The organism is Pseudomonas sp. NFACC14, assembly GCF_900106885.1.
GTDB lineage: Bacteria > Pseudomonadota > Gammaproteobacteria > Pseudomonadales > Pseudomonadaceae > Aquipseudomonas > Aquipseudomonas fluorescens_AA.
In genome coordinates this window covers 55,333-78,753 of the sequence record NZ_FNOA01000003.1, presented here as the reverse complement: position 1 = coordinate 78,753, position 23,421 = coordinate 55,333, and the positions used below count along the sequence as shown (strand labels likewise).

19 protein-coding genes are annotated in these 23,421 nt (G+C 62.6%); 11 read left to right on the top strand and 8 right to left on the bottom strand.

The genetic code is table 11. The features are described from left to right. Positions 1-92: 92 nt before the first annotated feature. The 7 genes from BLU85_RS06920 to gap form a co-directional block, all read right to left on the bottom strand. Positions 93-1,439: a CoA transferase gene (locus BLU85_RS06920; protein ID WP_092203938.1), complete on the bottom strand. Its 1,347-nt coding sequence runs from the start codon at positions 1,437-1,439 to the stop codon at positions 93-95. 34 nt (positions 1,440-1,473) lie between these two features. Beyond that, entirely contained in the window at positions 1,474-1,917 is a 444-nt protein-coding gene (locus tag BLU85_RS06915; protein WP_092203936.1) for a YbaN family protein, read from the bottom strand. 120 nt (positions 1,918-2,037) lie between these two features. After that, positions 2,038-2,628 carry a biliverdin-producing heme oxygenase gene (locus BLU85_RS06910; protein ID WP_092203934.1) on the bottom strand — a complete coding sequence of 197 codons (591 nt, stop codon included), beginning with the start codon at positions 2,626-2,628 and terminating at the stop codon, positions 2,038-2,040. 169 nt (positions 2,629-2,797) lie between these two features. Beyond that, entirely contained in the window at positions 2,798-5,392 is a 2,595-nt protein-coding gene (locus tag BLU85_RS06905) for a TonB-dependent receptor (protein ID WP_092203932.1), read from the bottom strand. A gap of 118 nt (positions 5,393-5,510) precedes the next feature. After that, the gene (locus BLU85_RS06900; protein ID WP_092203930.1) at positions 5,511-6,416 is read right to left on the bottom strand and encodes a FecR family protein; all 906 of its coding nucleotides are present in this window, start codon (positions 6,414-6,416) and stop codon (positions 5,511-5,513) included. A 143-nt stretch (positions 6,417-6,559) separates the two neighbouring features. Further along, a complete protein-coding gene (locus BLU85_RS06895; protein WP_092166018.1) occupies positions 6,560-7,066 on the bottom strand; it encodes an RNA polymerase sigma factor in 507 nt (168 codons plus the stop codon). A 204-nt stretch (positions 7,067-7,270) separates the two neighbouring features. Beyond that, on the bottom strand, positions 7,271-8,272 hold the full coding sequence (gene gap, locus BLU85_RS06890; protein ID WP_092203928.1) for a type I glyceraldehyde-3-phosphate dehydrogenase: 1,002 nt from the start codon (positions 8,270-8,272) through the stop codon (positions 7,271-7,273). 230 nt (positions 8,273-8,502) lie between these two features. On the opposite strand from gap, the gene edd reads away from it, so the two are divergent. The 11 genes from edd (at position 8,503) to BLU85_RS06835 (ending at position 22,226) form a co-directional block, all read left to right on the top strand. Continuing rightward, positions 8,503-10,329, top strand: a complete 1,827-nt coding sequence (edd, locus tag BLU85_RS06885) for a phosphogluconate dehydratase (protein WP_092203926.1) — start codon at positions 8,503-8,505, stop codon at positions 10,327-10,329. Next, complete coding sequence (locus tag BLU85_RS06880) at positions 10,326-11,285, top strand: glucokinase (protein ID WP_092203924.1); 960 nt, start codon at positions 10,326-10,328, stop codon at positions 11,283-11,285. Before edd ends, BLU85_RS06880 begins: the two co-directional genes overlap by 4 nt. A 185-nt stretch (positions 11,286-11,470) precedes the next feature. Further along, positions 11,471-12,202, top strand: coding sequence for a response regulator (locus BLU85_RS06875; protein WP_060738873.1), 732 nt, complete (start codon positions 11,471-11,473; stop codon positions 12,200-12,202). After that, positions 12,192-13,661 (top strand): ATP-binding protein, encoded by a 1,470-nt coding sequence (locus tag BLU85_RS06870; RefSeq protein ID WP_092203922.1) that lies wholly within the window; start codon positions 12,192-12,194, stop codon positions 13,659-13,661. Before BLU85_RS06875 ends, BLU85_RS06870 begins: the two co-directional genes overlap by 11 nt. A gap of 236 nt (positions 13,662-13,897) precedes the next feature. Beyond that, positions 13,898-15,157: a D-mannose isomerase gene (locus BLU85_RS06865; protein WP_092203920.1), complete on the top strand. Its 1,260-nt coding sequence runs from the start codon at positions 13,898-13,900 to the stop codon at positions 15,155-15,157. A gap of 116 nt (positions 15,158-15,273) precedes the next feature. Further along, complete coding sequence (locus tag BLU85_RS06860) at positions 15,274-16,575, top strand: ABC transporter substrate-binding protein (protein WP_092203918.1); 1,302 nt, start codon at positions 15,274-15,276, stop codon at positions 16,573-16,575. Positions 16,576-16,721: 146 nt separating this feature from the next. Next, positions 16,722-17,630 (top strand): carbohydrate ABC transporter permease, encoded by a 909-nt coding sequence (locus tag BLU85_RS06855; RefSeq protein WP_092203916.1) that lies wholly within the window; start codon positions 16,722-16,724, stop codon positions 17,628-17,630. Then, positions 17,623-18,468, top strand: coding sequence for a carbohydrate ABC transporter permease (locus BLU85_RS06850; RefSeq protein ID WP_003198539.1), 846 nt, complete (start codon positions 17,623-17,625; stop codon positions 18,466-18,468). The genes BLU85_RS06855 and BLU85_RS06850 overlap by 8 nt, the downstream gene beginning before the upstream one ends. A gap of 2 nt (positions 18,469-18,470) precedes the next feature. Continuing rightward, on the top strand, positions 18,471-19,631 hold the full coding sequence (locus BLU85_RS06845; RefSeq protein ID WP_092203914.1) for an ABC transporter ATP-binding protein: 1,161 nt from the start codon (positions 18,471-18,473) through the stop codon (positions 19,629-19,631). A 130-nt stretch (positions 19,632-19,761) separates the two neighbouring features. After that, complete coding sequence (locus BLU85_RS06840; RefSeq protein WP_092203912.1) at positions 19,762-21,108, top strand: carbohydrate porin; 1,347 nt, start codon at positions 19,762-19,764, stop codon at positions 21,106-21,108. A gap of 263 nt (positions 21,109-21,371) precedes the next feature. Then, positions 21,372-22,226 carry a D-hexose-6-phosphate mutarotase gene (locus tag BLU85_RS06835; protein WP_092203910.1) on the top strand — a complete coding sequence of 285 codons (855 nt, stop codon included), beginning with the start codon at positions 21,372-21,374 and terminating at the stop codon, positions 22,224-22,226. Between the two features lie 146 nt (positions 22,227-22,372). Here BLU85_RS06835 and BLU85_RS06830 read toward each other — a convergent pair whose 3' ends face one another. Further along, a complete protein-coding gene (locus BLU85_RS06830; RefSeq protein WP_170842276.1) occupies positions 22,373-23,233 on the bottom strand; it encodes a MurR/RpiR family transcriptional regulator in 861 nt (286 codons plus the stop codon). Between the last annotated feature and the right edge of the window lie 188 nt (positions 23,234-23,421).

Sequence of the window (23,421 nt, the reverse complement as noted above, 5' to 3'; positions counted from 1 at the left end):
GGAGCAAAGCTTGCTCGCGAAACAGGCGCCTCGATTTCTGAGAGACTGCGTCGCTTCCATCGCGGGCAAGCCTTGCTCCCACATCTATCCCCTTACCACCGTGCCCGATGCGCGCCCAATTGCGCCGCCGGCAAAGTCCATTGCAGGGGCGTCCCGGTTATTTTCAACGGCACCTGCAGGCGGTGGGCTGGGCCCCATGGGGTTTGTTCGACCACCAGGCCCTGATCGTTATCGTCTTCGGCGCGCAATGGCGTCGGGTCCCCTGGGCCTCGCTCGATCAACAGTTTCGCCGTGCGTGCCAGTGACAGGCGTGCCGAACCGCCCTGGCCGTTCGTCAGGCGGCGGGACAACAACACAACGGCACTGGCCGCCATCAGGTACCCGGTGCCGTGGTCCAGTGCCTGCACCGGCAGCGGTGCCGGTTTGTCGGTGTGTTTCCAACCCATGCCGGCTTCGGCAATGCCGCTGCTCATCTGCACCAGGCTGTCGAAGCCACGACGGTGCTGCCACGGGCCGCTCCAGCCATAGGCGTTGAGGCTCACGTCGATCAGCCCCGGGGCGACTCGCTGGCGTTGATCGGCGTCATAGCCCAGGCGTTCGAGAGCGTCGGCGCGATAGCCATGCAGGAGGATGTCGGCGTCCTTGAGCAGTGCCTCGAATACCGCCCGATCATCGGGCCGATGCAAGTCGAGGCGGGCGCAGCGTTTGCCCAGGGTGACTTCCGGGACCACGCCGGGTTCGTTCCAGGTCGGCGGGTCGATGCGCAGCACGTCGGCCCCCAGGCCGGCGAGGAAGCGGCTGGCGACGGGGCCGGCCAGCACGCGGGTCAGGTCCAACACCTTGAGGCCCGCCAGTGGCTGGGTCACGGAGCCGAGCCAGGGCTTGCGCTGTTCGGCAGTCGTTTCACTCAGCTGCACCAGCGGTTCGGCATTCACCGCCATGCCTTGGGGATGGGCCTGCCAGGACTGCCACGAACGCATCTGGGCGGCGCAACCGCCGGCGTCGACCACGGCCTGTTCCAGCTCGGCCTTGTTCCAACGGGCCACCCTCGCCGCCATGTCGGCGCGGTCGGTGCAGGTGCCGAGGACTTTTTCCGCGGCCAGGCGATGATGCGGTGCGTTGGTGTGCAGGCGAATCCAGCCGTTGGCGCAGGCGTAGTCACCGGCCACCGGGTCCCACATCGGCGGCACGCTCCAGCCGATGGGGCGCAGGGAGGTGGAGAACCAGAACGACGCCAGGCGCCGGTCGACCTCGACGGGCGGAAGGCGGCCGGTTTGCTGGTGGATGAGCGCGGCGGCCGCCTGGCCCGCAACGGCGATGCTGGCGCTGGCCAGTTCCGTGACGGCGAACGCCGAGGGCAGGGCGCCTTCGCCGCTGAAGATGATTGGGGTCGTGGGCAAGCCGAGTGCGGTTTGCATGGACGTGAGCAGATCTGACATCGAAAGCCCTCCAGTACGAGAGGGCGATCATAGATCAAAAATCCGTTGGGGGCCGCTTCGCGCCCCAGCGGGAGCAAGCGCCCTCGCCACAAGTGCCCTGTGCCTGTTCCGGCCGCGACCAGATCCACAGGTTGCCCAGGCCCATGCCCACGAGCGCCAGGTAAACCGGCCAGCCGTGGTCGAGCATCACCAGCATCAGCCCGGCACACAGCAGCATGCTGGCGGTGGCAGCCACCTTGGCCCGGCGCGGGATGACCTTGCCGTTGCGCCAGTTGTGCAGCATCGGCCCGAACAACCGATGGTTCTCCAGCCAGGCGCTCAGGCGCGGCGAACTGCGGGTCGCGGCCCAGGCGGCCAGCAGGATGAACTCGGTGGTCGGCAGGCCGGGCACGACGATGGCGACCAGGCCGATGGCCAGGCTGGTGTAGGCGAGCAGGGCGAAGAGCAGTTGGGTGAGTCTGGAGGGCGTGCGGCTCATGTATTTCTATCCGACATGCACTTTACCTTGTGGGAGCGAGCTTGCTCGCGATAGCGGTGTATCAGGCAGCCAATAAGGTGGCTGAAAGTCCGCCATCGCGAGCAAGCTCGCTCCCACAGATCAAGCCGGCTCGGCCGCATAAGCCTGTTCCAGTAGCACGGTAAAGCGGTTGAACGCATCCAGCGCGCCTTTATCCGCCTCGGCTTCCTGCTGTTCGGTGAAGGCCAGGCCGTCGAGGGTGCGGGTGAAGGTTTTCCAGCCTTCGGCGCGCCCGCCGGCAGGCTCCGCCAGGTGCCGGGCGCCGAAGGTTTCGCTCAGCCCCAGGCCCACGGCACGCTTGATCAGGAACGCGGCGCCGAGCTTGGAACCTTCGGAAACGAACAGCCAGCCCAGGGCTTCGGCCTGGGTCGGGTTGTTCACCGCACCGGCCACCGGCGCGGGGACTTCGGTGTCCAGGTCGGCGAGATCCGTCTTGGCTGCATCGGCCCGGCAACGGGCCGGCAGGTCGGGAATCAGGGCGGACAGCTCGGCGTCGTTGTACAGCGCCACCAGTTCCGACTGGAACAGGTACTGGGCGACGACGAAACGGGCGAAGCTGGCCGGGGTTTCGAACGGGGCGTGGGCCTTGACCAGGGCGTCGAGCTTGCTGTGAGGCTCATGGGTGATCTGGTTCAGGCGTTGGGAACGTGAAGCGGGGCGTTGTGTGGTCATGAACAGTTCCTTCGAATTAGATTGCTTTGGCGAGGGGCTGTGGGAGCAAAGCTTGCTCGCGAAACAGGCGCCTCGATCTCTGGAAGACCGCATCGTCTTAATCGCGGGCAAGCCTTGCTCCCACATGACTCTCCTCGCCACAGATGTTTGTGTTGCCTGGGAAATCGGGTCAGATATCCCAGATCAGGTTCACCGCGAAGTTACGCCCGGGCGCGGTCAGGCGGTCGAGATTGGCGGGGCTCAGCACGGCCGCTTCGCCGACGCTGTCGTAGCCGCGTACGTCATCCCACAGCCAGTATTTTTTGTCGGTGAGGTTGTAGAGGCCGCCGCTGACGGTCACGTCGCGGGTCACCTTGTAGAAACCCGTCAGGTCGAGGATGCCGAAGCCTGGCGTCTTGAACTGGCTGCTCACGCCATCGGGCGAGTTGAAGTTGCTGTCGTCGACGCGGTCCTTTTTCTTGACCAGGGTCCAGCTGAGCAACGTGCCGAACTGCTCCTGGTCGTAGCCCAGGCCGAACACGCCGGTCAGCGGGTTGACGCTGTTGAGCGGCTCGCCGGTGTCGTTGTTGCGACCGTAGGCGTAGGCCAGCGAACCTTGGGTGTACAGGCCCTTTGGCGCGCCCAGCACGTCCAGCTCAAGGCGTCCCTTGACTTCGGCGCCCTTGATGGTGGCGTGCTTGATGTTGTTGCTCTGGAAGGTCAACTGGTCGGCACCGGGGGTGATGGCGTCCTCGTTGATGAAATCGCGGTACTTGTTGTAGTACACAGCCACATCGAACGAGCCGGAGTCGAAACGTCCACGCAGGCCGGTTTCGTAGCTTTTGCTTTTTTCCGGTTCCAGGTCGGCGTTGGGCTCCACGCTATAGCCGGCGCCAGGGTTGTCGAAACGGCCATACAGGGCCTTGGCGGTCGGGGTGCGGAAACCCTCGGCGTACTGCCCGTACCAGGTGTACTGGTCGGTCAGGGCATAGGTCACGCCGAATTTCGGCGAGACGCGGTGCCAGGTCTTGTTCTTGTCGCTGACCTCACCACCGCTGGTGGGGTCCACGGTGTTGAGGAATTCCTCGGTCAGGTGCGGCTTGAGTTGGGTGTAGTCGTAGCGCAGGCCGGGCGTGAAGGTCCATTTGTCCCAACTGATCTGGTCCTGGGCGAACAGGGCGTAGCTGTTGATGGTCGGGTCCGGGAAATCGCTGGCTTTTGCCAGCACGTCCCGGGTACTGATGGCGCCCACCGCAGAGCAACCGACACCCACCGCCAGACACACGCCATTGCCGCTGCGCGAGCCGGTGACGTTCTGTTGCTTGATCGTGGTGCCGTAGGTCAGCGCGTGATCGGTGTCGGCAATGCTGAAGGCCTTGTCCAGTTGCGCATCGAAGACCCACTGCTTTTCTTCGTAGAGGGTATCCCGGGTGCGCAGGACCTGGCGGGTGATCGGGAAATAGAACTCGGCGGTGCTCTGGTCGGTCTTGGCGACCTGGTGATTCAGGCTCCACTTGACGTGATCGGCCAGCAGGCTGTCGAGGGCGAAGCTGTGCTCCAGGCCGAAACGCTCGCGGGTGATGGTGTCGTTGCCGGTGCGCCACTGGTACATGCCGCCGGGCAGTACAAAGTCGGGGATCGCCGGCTGGCCGTTGGCGTAGGGGCCGCCGTAGGCGCTTTTCAGGTCGCTGTCGCGGTCGTCCTTGTATTTCTCGTAGACCAGGCCAAGGCGCGCGTCATCGCTGTAGTTCCAGCCGAGCTTGGCCAGCACGTTATTGGCGCGCACGTCTTCCGGGTTGGCGGCGGTGCGGTCCAGGCCGGTGCCGTTGTGGCTGCCGTAGGATTCGGTTTCGTGACCGTCGCGCTGGCTGTAGTGCAGCAGGCCGTCGAATGGGCCGCTGCGGCCGGCGACGGTGGCGGACTTGAGCCAGCTCTCGTCGGCGGAGCTGTAGCCGGTCTTCAGGCGGGCGCCAACGTCCTGGCCGGGCTTGATAATGTCGTCCGGATCGAGGGTGAAGTAGCTGACGGCACCGCCTATGGCATTGCTGCCGTACAGCACCGAGGCCGGACCGCGGAGGATTTCCACGCGCTTGATGATTTCCGGGTCGACGTAATTGCGCTGGGTCTTGGCGTAGGGGCCGTTGAAGAAACCGCCGGGTACTTCCACGCCGTCGACCTGGGTCAGGATCCGGTTGCCGTCGATGCCACGAATGTTGTAGCCACTGATGCCGCCGCGCTGGCCCGCACCGCCCACCGACACGCCCGGTTCATAGCGCACCAGGTCCTTGAGGGTATTGACGTTGTTGCGGTCCAGTTCCTGGCGGTCGTGGACGGTGACCGTGCTGGGTACGCTGGTGATGTCCTGTTCCTGGCGGGTGGCGCTGATGGTCACCTGTTGCAGCTCCAGCGCGCTGCCGCTGCTGCGCCTTTCCAGCACGATGCTGTTGTCGCCCAGCTTGCGGTAGTCCAGGTGGGTCCCCACCAGCAGGCGTTCCAGGGCTTTTTCAGGCGACAGCGAGCCGTTCACCCCTGGTGACGCGACGCCTTCGGCCAGTTCCGCCGGCATGCCGACTTGCCAGCCGGTGACCGCGGTGAATGCATTCAAGGCCGAGACCAGTGGCTGCCGGGCGATGGCGAAGGTGTAGTCGCCCATGTTGCGGGCAGGGGGCTGCACGGCGGTGGCAGCCAGGGCGAGCGGCGCGGTGCCAGCCATCAGGATGGCAGCGGTGAGCAGTGACAGCGTGCAAGAGGGGGCAAGAAACCGGCAAGTAAGGCGAGAGGACATCGATAGCGCTCCGTGTCGCATCTGTTATAGGTGCAGATCGCATCGCTGGATGCGAATCAATTGCATTGGCTATAACGAGACGAACCAGCGGAGCCTATCGAGTAAAAATAATTCTCATTTAGTTCAGGATCACCAGCGCCGGGAATTCCTGAAGCCGTGCCGAGGTGATATGGGCCAGGGAGCGGACCACGTCCAACGGCTGATCGAGGCGGTAATTGCCGGTCACCGCGACACTGGCCAACTGTTCGTTATTGTTGATGATCCAGCCGGGGTAGTAGCGGCGCAGTTCGGCCAGTACCTGGCTCAGTGGCCGGTTCTCGAACACCAGCCGACCCTGGACCCAGGCCAGGTCGGTGTTGGCATCGAGGCGGGCCGGCCGGTCGAAGCCGTTGGGGCCGATGCGGATGCTCTCCCCGGCCGACAGCCGCACATGGGTGTCGTTGCGATTGGCCCGCAGATCCACATCGCCGCGCTGCACCTGGACCTGGGCCACGCCGTCGAGGTAACGCACGGCGAACGTGGTGTCGCTGACGCTGGCGGTGACCGGTCCGGCGTCGATTTCCAGCGGCAGGGTGCGGTTGCCCGGGACCTCGAAGAAGGCCTCGCCCTTGTACAAGCGGGCCACGTACCGTTGTTCGTTGAACGTGCTGGAGAACGCCGAGTCGGTGTTGAGCAGGACCTTGGAGCCGTCTTCCAATTGCAGGCGCTGGCGCTCACCGACCACGGTCAGGTGGTCGGCCTGCAAGCGCAGGGGCAGGTCGCTGAAGTTGAACAGGCCGAGAAACAACACGGCGGCGGTGGCCAGGGGTTTCCAGTGGGCACGCAGGCGCGACAGCGCGGTGACCTTGGGCGCGGTTTCAAGTCGGCGGGCACTCTCCATCACCTGGGGGCCGTCCCAGATCGCCTGGGCCCGGGCGAAGGCCTCGCCATGACGTGGATCGGCCGCCAGCCAGGCCTGGAACTGCCGCGTCTGTTCCTCGCTGGGGCTGTCCAGCAGGATCAGCCAGTCCAGCGCCTGCTCCATGGCATGGGCGGTTTCCGGCGTCGGCGCAGGAGAAGGGGAGTTGTCCGTCACGGTGGGGTCTCGTTTCTCGGTTCAGCGGCAAGTTACAAGTTTCAAGCTTCAAGTCGCAAGCACAAGCCTGCACACAACTTGCAGCTTGAATCTTATAGCTGAAGTTGTCCCACACAGATCGCCATGATCAGTTTCAGTTCCTTTTGCACCGTGCTCAGGGACACGCCCAGCCGTTCGGCGATTTCCTGGTAGCTGTGGCCATGCAGGCGGCTGAGGATGAAGATCTGTCGTTGTCGCGGGCTCAGGGCCTGCAGGCTGACGTTCAGGCGCTCGAGCAGTTGCTGGGCATGGGCGGCGTCCTCGGCACTGCTTTGGGGGGCGACGACGTTTTGGACGACTTCCAGCGGCACGTCATCGAGCAGGGTCCGGGCCTGGATGCGCCGGGCACGCAAATGGTCCAGCGCCAGGTTGCGGGCGGTCTGGAAAACAAAGGGTTCGAGGTGCTCGACCGTGCGTTCGGCCAGTGCACGGGTGACACGCAGGTAGGTTTCCTGAAGCAGGTCTTCGGCGGTACTGGGGTTGCTGACCATGCGCTCGAGGGTGCGCAGCAGCGGCGTGCGCTGGGCAAGGAAGACGTGATGAAAGCGCGATTGACTCACGGTAGGGCCCGATCCGGTTCGAGTTGATGATAATGCTTATCATCAACGTTGCCGGTCAAGCCTTCATTCATTTCACGAATGTGAACCCTTGTGGGAGCGAGCTTGCTCGCGATGATGGCGTGTCAGTCGCCATCGATGTTGGCTGATACACCGCTATCGCGAGCAAGCTCGCTCCCACAGAAAAGCTCGATACTGCCGTGTCAGTTACTCGGCGTTACACAACGCCAGGCAGTTATCCAGCATGCGGTTGGAGAAACCCCACTCGTTGTCATACCAGGCCAGTACCTTGAGCAGCTTGCCGCTGGCCTTGGTGTGGTTGGCGTCGAAGATCGACGACAGCGGGTTGTGGTTGAAATCGCTGGAGACCAGCGGCAGGGTGTTGTAGCCGAGGATCTTCGAATGCTGGCTGGCCTGGCGCAGCAGTTCGTTGACTTCCTCGGCCGACGCTTCGCGCTTGAGCTGCACGGTGAGGTCCACCAGCGAGACGTTGATCACCGGTACGCGCACCGCCATGCCGGTCAGCTTGCCGGCCAGTTCTGGCAGCACCAGGCCCACCGCTTCGGCGGCGCCGGTCTTGCTCGGGATCATGTTCTGGGTGGCCGAGCGAGCGCGGTACGGGTCGGTGTGATAGACGTCGGTCAGGTTCTGGTCGTTGGTGTAGGCATGAATGGTGGTCATCAGGCCGCTTTCGATGCCCAGCTCGCGGTGCAGCACCTGGGCCACCGGAGCCAGGCAGTTGGTGGTGCACGAAGCGTTGGAGATGATCTGGTGGGACTGGCGCAGGATATCGTGGTTCACGCCGTACACGACGGTGGCATCGGCGCCCTTGGCCGGGGCCGAGATGATGACCTTGCGGGCGCCGGCGCTGATATGGGCGGCTGCCTTGGAGCGGTCGGTGAACAGACCGGTGCATTCGAACACGACGTCGATCTTCTCGGCCGCCCAAGGCAGTTCGGCCGGGTTGCGGATGGCGCTGACCGAGATGCGGTCGCCATTGACCGTCAGGCTTTCGTGATCGTGCTGGACATCGGCGTCGAAGGTGCCATGCACGGTGTCGAACTTGAGCAGATGAGCATTGATCGCACTGTCGCCCAGGTCGTTGATGGCGACGATCTGCAGGTCGCGACGATAGCCTTGGGTATACAGTGCACGGAGGACGTTGCGGCCGATGCGGCCAAAACCATTGATTGCGATTCGAAGAGTCATTAACTGCGCCGCCGTCGATTTGTTGTTGGAATTACAAGATTATTCGCATAAAAATAGAAAACAAGCCTTTTTAGTGGCAATATTTTGTTTTATCTACAACGAGTGACCTGAATCAACTGGTCCGAATGGTCAAAAACCGTCTGTCGCCTTGCCTTTCACACAGCGTGCAGCGGGCTTTTGACCAGCATAGACAATCAGGTCGCCACACCCGTTAGCCTGGAGTTCTACACATGCATCCCCGCGTTCTTGAGGTCACCGAACGGCTTATCGCCCGCAGCCGCGCCACGCGTCAGGCTTACCTTGCATTGATCCGTGGTGCCGCCAGCGACGGTCCGATGCGCGGCAAGCTGCAGTGCGCCAACTTCGCTCACGGCGTGGCCGGTTGCGGCACCGAAGACAAACACCACCTGCGGATGATGAACGCCGCCAACATCGCCATCGTGTCGTCCTATAACGACATGCTCTCGGCCCATCAGCCCTACGAAACCTTCCCGGAACAGATCAAGAAAGCCCTGCGCGAGATTGGCTCGGTCGGCCAGTTCGCCGGAGGCACGCCGGCGATGTGCGACGGCGTGACCCAGGGCGAGGCGGGGATGGAACTGAGCCTGCCGAGCCGCGAAGTGATCGCGCTGTCCACGGCGGTGGCGCTGTCCCACAACATGTTCGACGGCGCACTGATGCTCGGCATCTGCGACAAGATCGTCCCGGGCCTGATGATGGGCGCGCTGCGCTTCGGTCACTTGCCGACGATCTTCGTGCCAGGCGGGCCGATGGTCTCGGGCATTTCCAACAAGGAAAAAGCCGACGTGCGCCAGCGCTACGCCGAAGGCAAGGCCAGCCGCGAAGAACTGTTGGAATCGGAGATGAAGTCCTACCACAGTCCCGGCACCTGCACCTTCTATGGCACCGCCAACACCAACCAGTTGCTGATGGAAGTGATGGGCCTGCATTTGCCGGGCGCCTCGTTCGTCAACCCGAACACGCCGCTGCGCGATGCCCTGACCCGTGAAGCGGCGTTCCAGGTGACGCGCATGACCAAGCAAAGCGGCAATTTCATGCCCATCGGCGAAATCGTCGACGAGCGCTCGCTGGTCAATTCCATCGTTGCGCTGCACGCCACCGGCGGCTCCACCAACCACACCCTGCACATGCCGGCCATCGCTATGGCGGCGGGTATCCAGTTGACCTGGCAGGACATGGCCGACCTCTCCGAGGTGGTGCCGACCCTGAGCCACGTCTACCCGAACGGCAAGGCCGACATCAACCACTTCCAGGCGGCCGGCGGCATGTCGTTCCTGATCCGTGAGTTGCTGGAAGCCGGCTTGCTGCATGAAAACGTCAACACCGTGCTCGGCCACGGCCTGAGCCGCTACACCCAGGAACCGTTCCTGGAGGATGGCGAATTGGTGTGGCGCGACGGCCCGATCGAAAGCCTCGACGAAAACATCCTGCGCCCGGTGGCCCGCGCGTTCTCGCCGGAAGGTGGGTTGCGGGTGATGGAAGGCAACCTGGGCCGTGGGGTGATGAAGGTCTCGGCCGTGGCCCTGGAAAACCAGATTGTCGAAGCCCCGGCCATGGTCTTCCAGGACCAGCAGGACCTGGCGGACGCATTCAAGGCCGGCCTGTTGGAAAAGGATTTTGTCGCGGTGATGCGCTTCCAGGGCCCGCGCTCCAACGGCATGCCGGAGCTGCACAAGATGACGCCATTCCTGGGGGTGTTGCAGGACCGTGGCTTCAAAGTGGCGCTGGTGACCGACGGGCGCATGTCCGGCGCGTCGGGGAAAATCCCGGCGGCCATTCATGTCAGTCCCGAAGCTTATGTCGGTGGTGCGTTGGCCCGGGTGCAGGAGGGCGATATCATCCGTGTCGATGGCGTCAAAGGCACTTTGGAATTGAAGGTGGACGCCGAGGAATTCGCCGCGCGCACGCCGGCCAAGGGCCTGTTGGGCAACAACATCGGCACCGGCCGCGAGCTGTTCGGTTTCATGCGCATGGCCTTCAGCTCGGCGGAGCAGGGCGCCAGCGCCTTCACATCTGCCCTGGAGACGCTTAATTGAAACTGGCTTTGGTCGGTGACATCGGTGGGACCAACGCACGCTTCGCGCTGTGGAAAAACCACAGCCTGGAAAACATCCAGGTGCTGGCAACGGCGAATTACGCCTGCCCGGAAGATGCCATCCAGGTGTACCTGAGCGGCCTGGGCCTGAAACCGGGCGCCATCGGCTCGGTGTGCCTGTCGGTGGCCGGTCCCGTGAGCGGCGATGAGTTTCGCTTTACCAACAATCACTGGCGCCTGAGCAATCTGGCGTTCTGCCAGACCCTGCAGGTGGAGAAGCTGTTGCTGGTCAACGACTTCTCGGCCATGGCCCTGGGCATGACCTGCTTGCGTCCCGATGAGTACCGGGTCGTGTGCGAAGGCACCCCGGAGCCGATGCGTCCGGCGGTGGTGATCGGGCCGGGTACCGGGTTGGGCGTCGGCACGCTGCTGGATCTGGGGGAGGGCCGTTTCGCCGCGTTGCCGGGGGAGGGCGGCCATGTCGACCTGCCCCTGAGCAGCCCGCGGGAAACCCAGCTGTGGCAGCACATCTACAACGAGATCGGCCACGTCAGCGCCGAAACCGCCTTGAGCGGCAGCGGTTTGCCTCGGGTGTACCGGGCCATTTGCGCGGTGGACGGCCATGTGCCGGTACTCGACACCCCCGAATCCATCACCGCGGCCGGCCTGGCCGGCGACCCCATCGCCCTGGAAGTGCTCGAGCAGTTCTGCCGCTGGCTGGGGCGCGTGGCCGGCAACAACGTGTTGACCCTGGGCGGACGCGGCGGCGTCTACATCGTCGGTGGCGTGGTCCCGCGCTTTGCCGATTTCTTCCTCGAGAGCGGTTTCGCTCGCTGCTTCGCCGACAAGGGTTGCATGAGCGATTACTTCAAGGGCATTCCGGTCTGGCTGGTGACCGCGCCATACTCCGGGCTGATGGGCGCGGGCGTGGCGCTGGAGCAATCCGCCGCCGCCTGAGGTTCGATAGGTACCCCACCTGTGGGAGCGAGCTTGCTCGCGATGACGGAGTGTCAGTCGCCATTGAGGTTGACTGTTGCACCGCTTTCGCGAGCAAGCCCGCTCCCACAGAGTTTTTGTGGTGTGTTTGTAGGCCTTGTCCATCAGGCATAATCGCCCCAATCCAAACAACAAGGACGAGGCCCGTGAGTTCAGTAAACAAATCGATTTTGTTGGTCGACGACGACCAGGAGATTCGCGAACTGCTGGACACCTACCTCAGCCGTGCGGGGTTCCAGGTGCGGACCACGCCCGACGGCGCCGGGTTTCGCCAGGCGTTTAACGATGCACCGAGCGACCTGGTGATCCTTGATGTGATGCTGCCCGATGAAGACGGTTTCAGCCTTTGCCGCTGGGTTCGCCAGCACCCACGCCAGGCTCATGTGCCGATCATCATGCTGACCGCCAGTTCCGACGAGGCCGACCGGGTCATCGGTCTTGAGCTGGGCGCCGATGATTACCTGGGCAAGCCTTTCAGCCCGCGTGAATTGCAGGCGCGCATCAAGGCGCTGCTGCGCCGGGCGCAATTCGGCCAGGAACGCTCCGGCGGTGAAGTGCTGGCCTTCGATGAATGGCGGCTGGACATGGTCAGTCATCGGCTGTTCCACACCGACGGTGAAGAAGTGATTCTCTCCGGCGCCGACTTCGCCCTGCTCAAGCTGTTTCTCGATCATCCCCAGGAAATCCTCGACCGCGACACCATCGGCAATGCGACCCGTGGCCGTGAGTTGATGCCCCTGGACCGGATCGTCGACATGGCGGTCAGTCGCCTGCGCCAGCGCCTGCGTGACACCGACAAACCACCGCGGCTGATTCGCACGGTGCGTGGCAGCGGTTATCAACTGGCGGCCAGTGTGGTTGCCAGCAATGGGCATTGACTGGATCAGGAAAATCGCCCGGCGGGTACCGGTCCCGCACTCGTTGCTGGGCCGGATGCTGCTGCTGACCTTGCTGGTGGTGTTGTTCGCCCAGACCTTGTCCAGCCTGATCTGGGTCTCGCAACTGCGCGCCACCCAGCTCGAAGGCCTGGTCACCAGCGCCCGTAGCCTGGCCCATTCGATGACCGCCAGCGTCAGTTACTTGCGTTCGCTGCCGGTGGCGTACCGGCCATTGGTGCTGGACCAGCTGCGCAGCATGGGCGGTACGCGGTTCGTCGTCACCCTCAACGACAAGCCCCTGGGCATGGATGTGCTGCCGGTAACACCGCGCAAGCAGGCGGTGCTCAAGGCTGTGGATGAAGTGCTGCGTCGCTCCTTGGGCGCTAACGCCGATATCTCGGTGACGTTTGTCAGCCCCGACGACCTGCGGATTTTCAACGCCGGGCTCAAGCTCGATGAGCTGCCCCGTTCGTGGGCCCACTATGCCCTGACGCTGGAACCGGTGAATCCGCCGGTGCTGGTCACGCAGATCCAGATGGCGCCGGGGGAATGGCTGTACATCGCCTCGCTGCTGCCCGAACCCTACACCAGCCTCGAAGAACAAGACTTGCCCAAGCAACAGGTCGGTTTCATCGTGCTCACCAGCAGCCTGTTGTTGCTGTTCATCGGTTTGCTGGTGCATTGGCAGAGCCGGCCCCTCAAGCGTCTGGCCCGGGCCGCCCGCGACATGTCCCTGGGCGCCGAAGTGGAGCCGGTGGCCGAGGGTGGTGGCAGCGAAGTGGTGGAAGTGGGGCGAGCGTTCAATGCCATGCGCGAACGCATCAGCCGTTACCTGACGGAGCGCAGCCAGTTGTTCAGCGCGATTTCCCACGACTTGCGCACACCGATCACTCGATTGCGGCTGCGGGTCGAGCTGCTGGAGGATGAAAACCTGCAAGCCAAGTTCGGCCGTGACCTGGATGAACTGGAGCTGCTGGTCAAAGGCGCGCTGCAATGCGTCAAGGACACCGACATCCACGAAAACATCGAGCCGGTGGACCTCAACCATGTACTCGATTGCCTGGTGGAGCCTTACCTGGCGCCCAACGGCAATGGCCGGGTGACCCAGGATGGCCGGGCGCTGGCGCCGTATCCCGGCAAGCCGCTGGCCCTCAAGCGCTGCATCGGCAACCTGATCGACAATGCCTTGAAATACGGGCAGAACGCCCACCTGCACATCGATGACGATGAAACCGCGTTCATCCTGCACGTCGACGACGAAGGGCCGGGGGTGCCGGAACAGCGCCTGGAGCAAGTCTTCGAACCGCACTTCCGTCTCGCCGGGCAACAGCAGGGCTATGGCCTGGGCCTGGGCATCGCCCGCAATATCGCCCACAGCCATGGGGGGGAGGTGAGCCTGCAAAACCTGCGTGAGGGTGGGTTGCGGGTGACGTTGCAGTTGCCTCGCAGTGTGGATTGATCAGACCGCGTCATCGTTCATCGCGAGCAGGCTCGCTCCCACAGGGGGGGACACAAAAATTGTGTACACCCTGGAGCCAATGTGGGAGCGAGCCTGCTCGCGATGACGTCATCAGCCTCAACACATCTCTCAGGGATTTGTCACAAGTCAGTGACATAACTCGCCCCTTTCGTTACCTGCCGCTGGCCATCCCTTGTTTAGACTCCCTGCGTCAAAACAACAAAAAAGGTACCTCGATGGACACCTTCCAACCGGCCTTCAGCAGTTGGCTGAATGCCCCTGCCCACCAGCAATGGCTTGCCGATGAAGGCTTGCGGCTGCTGGCGTTCGCCAAGGCCTCGAAGCTGCCGGACGGCTTTGGCAACCTGGATGAGCTTGGCCGCCTGCCGGCCGATGCCCGGGCCGAAACCATGAACACCGCGCGCATGACCCACAGCTTCGCCATGGCTCACATCCAGGGCCTGCCGGGTTTTGCCGAGTTGGTGGACCACGGCATCCAGGCCCTCAGCGGCCCCTTGCGCGACGCCGAACACGGTGGCTGGTTCGCCACGACGCGGCCTGATGAAGACGGTGCTGGCAAGGCGGCCTACCTGCATGCCTTCGTTGCCCTGGCGGCCAGTTCCGCTGTGGTGGCCCGGCGTCCTGGCGCTACGGCGTTGCTGGACGAAGCGGTGCGGATCATCGATGAGCATTTCTGGTGTGAGGAGGAGGGTGCGTTGCGCGAATCCTTCAACCGCGACTGGAGCGAGGAAGAGGCCTATCGCGGTGCCAACAGCAACATGCACGCCACCGAAGCCTTCCTGGCCCTGGCCGATGCCACCGACGATCCTCGTTGGCTGGCCCGTGCCCTGCGTATCGTCGAACGGGTGATCCACGGCCATGCCGCCGCCAACGACTACCTGGTGGTGGAGCATTTCGACCGCCACTGGCAGCCGCTGCGCGAATACAACCAGGACAATCCTGCCGATGGTTTCCGCCCCTACGGCACCACCCCCGGCCACGGTTTCGAATGGGCGCGGCTGCTGCTGCACCTTGAAGCCGCACGGGTCCAGATTGGCATGCTGACCCCGGGGTGGCTGGCCCAGGACGCGCAAAAACTCTTCGACCAGAACTGCCGCCATGGCTGGGACATCGATGGCGCGCCGGGCATTGTCTACACCTTGGACTGGGACAACCGCGCCGTGGTTCGCCACCGCCTGCATTGGGTCCACGCCGAAGCGGCGGCCGCTGCCAGCGCCTTGCTCAAGCGCACCGACGAGGCGAAGTACGAAGCCTGGTACCGGTGCTTCTGGGAATTCTGTGACAAACATTTCATCGATCGCTGCAACGGCAGCTGGCATCACGAGCTCGATCCGCAAAACCGTCCCAGCGCCGATATCTGGCCGGGCAAGCCGGACCTGTATCACGCCTGGCAGGCGGTCTTGATTCCGCGCCTGCCCCTGGCACCGAGCATGGCGTCAGCCCTGGCGCGGTTATCCAGCCCTGCGGCTGTGTAACCATGTCGTGACATTTGCACGTCCCTTCGTTACTTGCGAAGGGATTCCCTCTGATTAGAATCCATGCAGCGCAAGCACCAGACTTGCATGCATAACAACAAGAAAGGTAATTCTAGATGAATGCGATTTCTCGCCTCGCTACTGTCATTTCTCTTGCTTCCCTGCTTCCCGTCGCAGCCTTCCCTGTCACTACCCTTGCCGCCGAATCCAAAGGTTCCGTGGAAGTCGTCCACTGGTGGACGTCGGGTGGTGAAAAAGCCGCGGTCGATGTGCTCAAGGCCCAGGTAGAGAAAGACGGCTTTACCTGGAAGGACGGTGCTGTCGCCGGTGGTGGCGGTTCCACTGCCATGACCGTGCTCAAGAGCCGTGCCGTGGCCGGCAACCCACCGGGTGTCGCCCAGATCAAGGGCCCGGACATCCAGGAGTGGGCGTCCACCGGGCTGCTCGACACCGACATCCTCAAGGACGTTGCCAAGGCCGAGAAGTGGGACAGCCTGCTCGACAAGAAAGTCTCCGATACCGTGAAGTACGACGGTGACTACGTCGCCGTGCCGGTGAACATCCACCGCGTCAACTGGCTGTGGATCAACCCGGAAGTCTTCAAGAAAGCCGGTATCACCAAGAACCCGACCACCCTCGAGGAATTCTACGCGGCCGGCGACAAGCTCAAGGCCGCGGGCTTCATTCCGCTCGCCCACGGTGGCCAGCCTTGGCAGGACAGCACCGTGTTCGAAGCCGTGGTGCTCTCGGTGATGGGGGCCGATGGCTACAAGAAGGCCCTGGTCGACCTGGACAACAAGGCCCTGACCGGTCCGGAAATGGTCAAGGCCCTGACCGAACTGAAGAAAGTCGCGACCTACATGGACGCCGACGGCAAGGGCCAGGACTGGAACCTGGAGGCGGCCAAGGTCATCAACGGCAAGGCCGGCATGCAGATCATGGGTGACTGGGCCAAGAGCGAGTGGACCGCGGCGAAGAAAGTCGCCGGCAAGGACTACGAATGCGTGGCCTTCCCGGGCACCGACAAGGCCTTCACCTACAACATCGACTCCCTGGCGGTGTTCAAGCAGAAGGACGCGGGCACTGCGGCTGGCCAGCAGGATATCGCCAAGGTCGTGCTGGGCGAGAACTTCCAGAAGGTCTTCAGCATCAACAAGGGCTCGATCCCGGTGCGCAACGACATGCTGGGCGACATGGCCAAGTACGGTTTCGATTCCTGTGCCCAGACCGCGGCCAAGGACTTCCTGGCGGACGCCAAGTCCGGCGGCCTGCAACCGAGCATGGCGCACAACATGGCGACCACGCTGGCGGTACAGGGTGCGTTCTTCGATGTGGTGACCAATTACATCAACGACCCGAAAGCAGACCCGGCTGATGCAGCCAAGAAGCTGGGTGCTGCGGTTCAGTCTGCCAAGTAATTTGCGCCGCGGTCCCTTGTGGTGTGGGAGCGAGCTTGCTCGCGATAGCGGAATGTCAGGCAGCAGAGAGTCACTGACACACCGTCATCGCGAGCAAGCTCGCTCCCACAAAGGGATGCCCTTGTAACCTTGTTTTGGATCTTCCCATGAGTTCTGTTGCTGTGTTCAGCAAGGCCTCGCCGTTCGATGTGTTGCAGCGCTGGCTCCCGAAACTGGTGCTGGCGCCGAGCATGTTCATCGTTCTGGTGGGCTTCTATGGCTATATCTTGTGGACGTTCGTCCTGTCGTTCACCACCTCGACGTTCTTGCCGAACTACAAATGGGCCGGCCTGGCGCAATACGCGCGGCTGATGGACAACGACCGCTGGTGGGTGGCGAGCAAGAACCTGGTGCTCTTTGGTGGCATGTTCATCGGCATCACCCTGGTGATCGGCGTGCTGCTGGCGGTGTTTCTCGACCAGCGCATTCGTCGCGAAGGTTTCATCCGCACCATTTACCTGTACCCGATGGCGCTCTCGATGATCGTCACCGGTACGGCCTGGAAATGGCTGCTCAACCCGGGCATGGGCCTGGACAAATTGTTGCGTGACTGGGGTTGGGAAGGCTTCCGCCTGGACTGGCTGATCGACCCGGACCGCGTGGTGTACTGCCTGGTGATCGCGGCGGTGTGGCAGGCCTCGGGCTTCATCATGGCGATGTTCCTGGCCGGCCTGCGGGGTGTCGATCAATCGATCATCCGTGCCGCGCAGATCGATGGCGCGAGCATGCCGCGCATCTACTGGAAAGTGGTGTTGCCGAGCCTGCGCCCGGTGTTCTTCAGCGCCGTGATGATCCTGGCGCACATCGCGATCAAGAGCTTCGACCTGGTGGCGGCGATGACGGCCGGTGGCCCGGGTTATTCCTCCGACCTGCCAGCGATGTTCATGTATTCCTTCACCTTCAGTCGCGGCCAGATGGGCATGGGCTCGGCCAGTGCAATCCTGATGCTCGGTGCGATCCTCGCAATCATCGTGCCTTACCTGTACTCCGAGCTGAGGACCAAGCGTCATGACTAGTCTCGCTGCCAAACCTTCCATCAGCCTGAGTCGCATCGCGATCTACGCGGTGCTGATCCTCGCCGTACTGCTTTACCTGGTGCCATTGGTGGTCATGTTGCTGACCAGCTTCAAGACGCCGGAAGACATCAGCACCGGCAACCTGCTGAGCTGGCCGACCGTGGTCAGCGGCATCGGCTGGGTCAAGGCGTGGGCCACGGTGGACGGCTATTTCTGGAACTCGATCAAGATCACCGTCCCGGCGGTGCTGATCTCTACCGCCATCGGTGCCTTGAACGGCTACGTGTTGTCGATGTGGCGTTTTCGCGGTTCGCAGTTGTTCTTCGGCCTGTTGCTGTTCGGGTGCTTCCTGCCGTTCCAGACGGTCCTGCTGCCGGCCTCGTTCACCCTCGGCAAGATGGGCCTGGCCAGCACCACCACCGGCCTGGTGTTCGTGCACGTGGTCTATGGCCTGGCGTTCACCACGCTGTTCTTCCGTAACTACTACGTGAGCATTCCCGATGCACTGGTGAAGGCGGCGCGACTGGACGGTGCGGGTTTCTTCACCATCTTCCGGCGGATCATCCTGCCGATGTCCACCCCGATCATCATGGTGTGCCTGATCTGGCAGTTCACGCAGATCTGGAACGACTTCCTGTTCGGCGTGGTGTTCTCCAGCGGTGATTCGCAGCCCATCACAGTGGCGCTGAACAACCTGGTCAACACCAGTACCGGGGCCAAGGAATACAACGTGGACATGGCGGCGGCGATGATCGCCGGGCTGCCGACCCTGCTGGTCTATGTGGTGGCAGGCAAGTATTTCGTGCGCGGCCTGACGGCCGGCGCAGTCAAGGGGTAATCATGGCAACGCTTGAACTTCGCAACGTAAACAAGACCTATGGTGCCGGCCTGCCGGACACCCTGAAGAACATCGAGTTGTCGATCAAGGACGGTGAGTTCCTGATCCTCGTCGGACCTTCGGGCTGCGGCAAGTCGACGCTGATGAACTGCATCGCCGGCCTCGAGACCATCACCGGCGGCGCGATCATGATTGGTGACCAGGATGTCAGCGGCATGAGCCCGAAGGATCGTGACATCGCCATGGTGTTCCAGTCCTACGCGCTGTACCCGACCATGAGCGTGCGCGAGAACATCGAGTTCGGCCTGAAAATCCGCAAGATGAACCAGTCGGCCATCGACGAAGAAGTCAACCGCGTGGCCAAGCTGCTGCAGATCGAGCACCTGCTCAATCGCAAGCCCGGGCAGCTTTCCGGCGGCCAGCAACAGCGCGTGGCCATGGGCCGGGCGCTGGCGCGGCGGCCGAAGATCTACCTGTTCGACGAACCGCTGTCCAACCTCGACGCCAAGCTGCGGGTCGAGATGCGTACCGAAATGAAGCTGATGCACCAGCGCCTGAAGACCACCACGGTCTACGTGACCCACGACCAGATCGAAGCCATGACCCTGGGCGACAAAGTGGCGGTGATGAAGGACGGGATCATCCAGCAGTTCGGTACCCCGAAAGACATCTACACCAACCCGGCCAACCTGTTCGTGGCGAGCTTCATCGGTTCGCCGCCGATGAACTTCATCCCGCTGCGCCTGCAGCGCAAGGACGGCCGCCTGCTGGCGCTGCTCGACAGCGGCCAGGCCCGTTGCGAACTGCCAATGGGCATGCAGGACGCCGGCCTGGAAGACCGCGAAGTGATCCTGGGCATGCGCCCGGAGCAGATCATGCTGGCGGGCAGCGAGCCCAATGGCTTGCCGACCATTCGCGCCGAAGTCCAGGTCACCGAGCCTACCGGGCCGGACACCCTGGTGTTCGTCAACCTCAACGACACCAAGGTTTGCTGCCGCCTGGCACCGGACGTGGCGCCGCAAGTCGGGGAGACCCTGACGCTGCAATTCGATCCATCGAAAGTGCTGCTGTTCGATGCCCAGTCCGGCGAACGCCTGGGCGTGGCCGGCCAGCCGCAAGCTGACTTACGTAGCGCCAACGTGGCGCAGTTCAAAGGCCGATGAAGAACACATGTGGGAGCCAGCGTGCTCCCACCAAGAAGGAGTATGCGGTGAGTGGGGGACCACCCGCCGCAATCGTTGTAAACCGCGTTAGATAAAAACAGTTAATAACAATAAAGACGAGGATGTAGGGATGAAGAAGAAAAACAACGCCCAGCTAATCTGCCAGTTGTCAGCCGTTGCGGCGATGATGCTGGCCGGTAGCGCACACGCGGACGAGGCGTTCAGCGCCGACTCGAAGTGGATGACGGGTGACTGGGGCGGTGAACGGACCAGGCTGATCGAGCAAGGTATCGACATCAAGGCCGACTACGTCGGTGAAGTCGGTGGCAACCTGCATGGCGGCTACAACAACGACAAGACCGCGCGTTACTCCGACCAGTTTGGCCTGGGCGTGGCGCTGGACCTGCAAAAGCTGTGGGGTTGGGATAACACCCAGGCCAAAATCCAACTGACCAATCGGAATGGCGAGAACATCTCCAACGACCGTGTCGGCGATCCGCGTGCCGGGACCTTGAGCTCCTCCCAGGAAGTCTACGGCCGTGGTCACATGGTCCGTCTGACCCAGTTGTGGATCAAGCACCAGTTCCTCGACGGCAAGCTGGACGTCAAGGCCGGTTACTTCGGCGAAGGCGAAGACTTCAACACCTTCCCTTGCGAATTCCAGAACCTGGCGTTCTGCGGCTCCCAGGTCGGTAACTGGGCCACCAATATCTGGTACAACTGGCCCGTCAGCCAGGCGGCGATCCGCGTGAAATACAACCTCACGCCTGAGTTCTTCATGCAGATCGGTGCGTACAACCAGAACCCTTCGCAACTGGAACACGGCAACGGCTTCAAGCTCAGCGGCAGCGGTACCAAGGGCACCGTGATCCCGGTCGAGCTGGTCTGGTCGCCGAAGGTCAACAGCCTGCCGGGTGAGTACCGTGTGGGTTACTACAAGAGCACGGCCGATGCCAATGACGTACGTGAAGACGACAACGGCGACGATGCCGCGACCACCCGTAACGCCTATCGCAGCCACAATAGCAAGCACGGCTACTGGTTCGTGGCACAGCAACAACTCACCACTCACAACGGTGACGCGTCCCGCGGCCTGAACATCGCCGCCAACGCGACCTTCCACGACAAGGACACCAACGTCGTCGACAACTACCAGTCGCTGATGTTCGTGTACAAGGGGCCATTCGATGCGCGTCCAAAAGATGACATCGGCATCGGTTTCTCCCGCATCCATGTCAACGATGACGTGAAGAAAAACGCCGAGCTGACCAACGCTGCCAATGGCGTCAGCGACTACAACGACCCACTGTTCGCGCCGTTGCGTGACACCGAGTACAACTACGAGCTCAACTACGGTGTCCACGTGACCAACTGGCTGACCGTGCGTCCGAACCTGCAGTACATCACTCACCCAGGTGGTGTGGATGAAGTCGACAACGCGCTGGTGGCCGGCCTGAAAATTCAGTCGGTGTTCTAACGCTGTTGCGATAAGCTCCTCTCTATGTGCGCATATTTGCGGACGGCCAAGGCTGTCCGCTTTTTTTTGGGAGCGCATGGTCAATGCGGAACCTGTGGTGAGGGGATTTATCCCCGCTGGGGCGCGCAGCGGCCCTAAAACAGGCTCCTCGGTGTTTCAGTTCACTGCTTTGGGACTGCTTCGCAGTCCAGCGGGGATAAATCCCCTCGCCACAAAAGCTGTCGCATCAATTGAGAGTTCAATGATTTCCAGGACCGCGGCCCATGCATGAGCATCCGCTACAACGCTTTTTCAGATCCTTGCGCGAGCGCCCGGTGTTCGCGTGGGAGCGCTATCGGCAACGCGATGTGTTGGTGATCGATCATCCGTTGTGCCAGGCGGTGTTCAGTCGCCAGGGCGCGCAGTTGCTGCACTTCCAGCCGCGCGGCCAGAAGCCGTGGTTGTGGTGCGCGGCCAAATGGCCACACGTCGGTGCGATCCGCGGTGGAGTGCCGGTGTGCTGGCCGTGGTATGGCCGCCATCCCAGCGAAAACGCCTGGCCGTCCCACGGTTGGGCGCGGTTGATCGATTGGAAGCTGCTCGACAGCCGCAGTGATGAAGACGGTGTGCATCTGCACTGGCAACTGCAATTGTGCGACTGGCAAGTGGACTTGCACGCCGACCTGGGTGAGCGCATGGAATTGCGCTTGAGCACCGAGCACCAGGACAGCCTGCCGTGCCAGTTGAGCCAGGCCTTGCACGCCTATTGGCGTATTGGTGACGTCGGTGAGGTAGCGCTGTCTGGGCTTGAAGGCGCCCAGGGTTATGACCAGTTGAGCCGCGCGGTTTGCCAGCAGGAAGGCGAGTTGCGGGTCGAGGGCGGCTGCCAGCGGGTGTTCCAGCATGAGGGTGAATTGCAGCTCAAGGATCACGCCTGGCAGCGCGAATTGCGTATCGACACCGGCGACAGTGCCGATACCGTGGTCTGGCATCCCGGCACGCGACCGTTGCTGGGGGTGAGTTGGGATGAGGTCAGCGAATTCGTCTGTGTCGAAGCGGCCAGTGGCGGCACCGACAGCCTGTGCCTGGCGCCGGGGGAGCGGGCGCATTTGAGTTTGCAGGCGTGGGTGGGGGCTTGATGCAGGGGCAGGGTGGTAGGTGCGGCTGCTGGCCCCTTCGCGAGCAAGCTCGCTCCCACACTGGATCTTCGGTGTTCACAAAACCCATGTGGGAGCGAGCTTGCTCGCGATGACGGCCTGTCAGGCAGTTAGGCACTCAGGCTCGATCAGTTGAACTCATCCCCCACCGGATACCGGCTGGCATTCAGGCTTTCCTTGATCTTGCGCAGATGCGGCTGGAAGTCCACGCCCCGACGCAGGGTCATGCCGGTGGCGAGCACGTCCAGTACGGTGAGTTGGATGATCCGCGAGGTCATCGGCATATAGATGTCAGTGTCTTCGGGCAGGGGGATGTTCAGGCTCAGGGTACTGGCCTTGGCCAGCGGCGAGCCTTCGGCGGTCAGGCCCAGTACCGAGGCGCCGTTTTCCCGGGCGATGCGCGCCACTTCCACCAGCTCGCGGGTGCGGCCGGTGTAGGAAATGATCACGAACAGCTCGCCGGTATGGGCCACCGACGCAATCATGCGCTGCATCAGGACGTCGGCGTGGGCGGTCACTGCCAGGTTGAAGCGGAAAAACTTGTGCTGGGCATCCAGGGCCACCGGGGCGGAGGCGCCGAGGCCGAAGAAGTGGATCTGCCGGGCCTGGATCAGCAGGTCCACGGCGCGACTGATCAAATTGGGATCAAGGGCCTGGCAGGCGCTGTCCAATGAGGCAATGGCACTGCCAAAGATCTTGCGGGTGTAGGCTTCCGGGTTGTCATCGGCTTCTACCGCGCGGCTGACATAAGCGGCGCCGCTGGCCAGGCTCTGGGCCAATTGCAGTTTGAGTTCCGGGTAACCGCTGACGCCGAACGAGCGGCAGAAGCGGTTGACGGTCGGTTCGCTGACCGAAGCCGCCTGGGCGAGGGCGGCGATGCTGAAGCGGGTCGCCTGCTGCGGATTGAGCAGGATGATCTCGGCCACCTTGCGTTCGGCCTTGTTCAGGTCTTCAAGGCGACTCTGGATCTGTTCCAGTAAGTTTCGCACGCGGTCCATACAAGATTCCTAGGAAGACGGGTCTTTGATACGACCCTTTGCGGTGGCCTATCCTACTGATGGCTCCGGCGGACCACCACTCGGAATCGGTATTTTCGGAAAATGTTGTGGTTATTACTACATTTTTCCTTGAGTGATACCTTGAAAAAAGGTATTTGTAGTTTAACTTGATAAAAGAA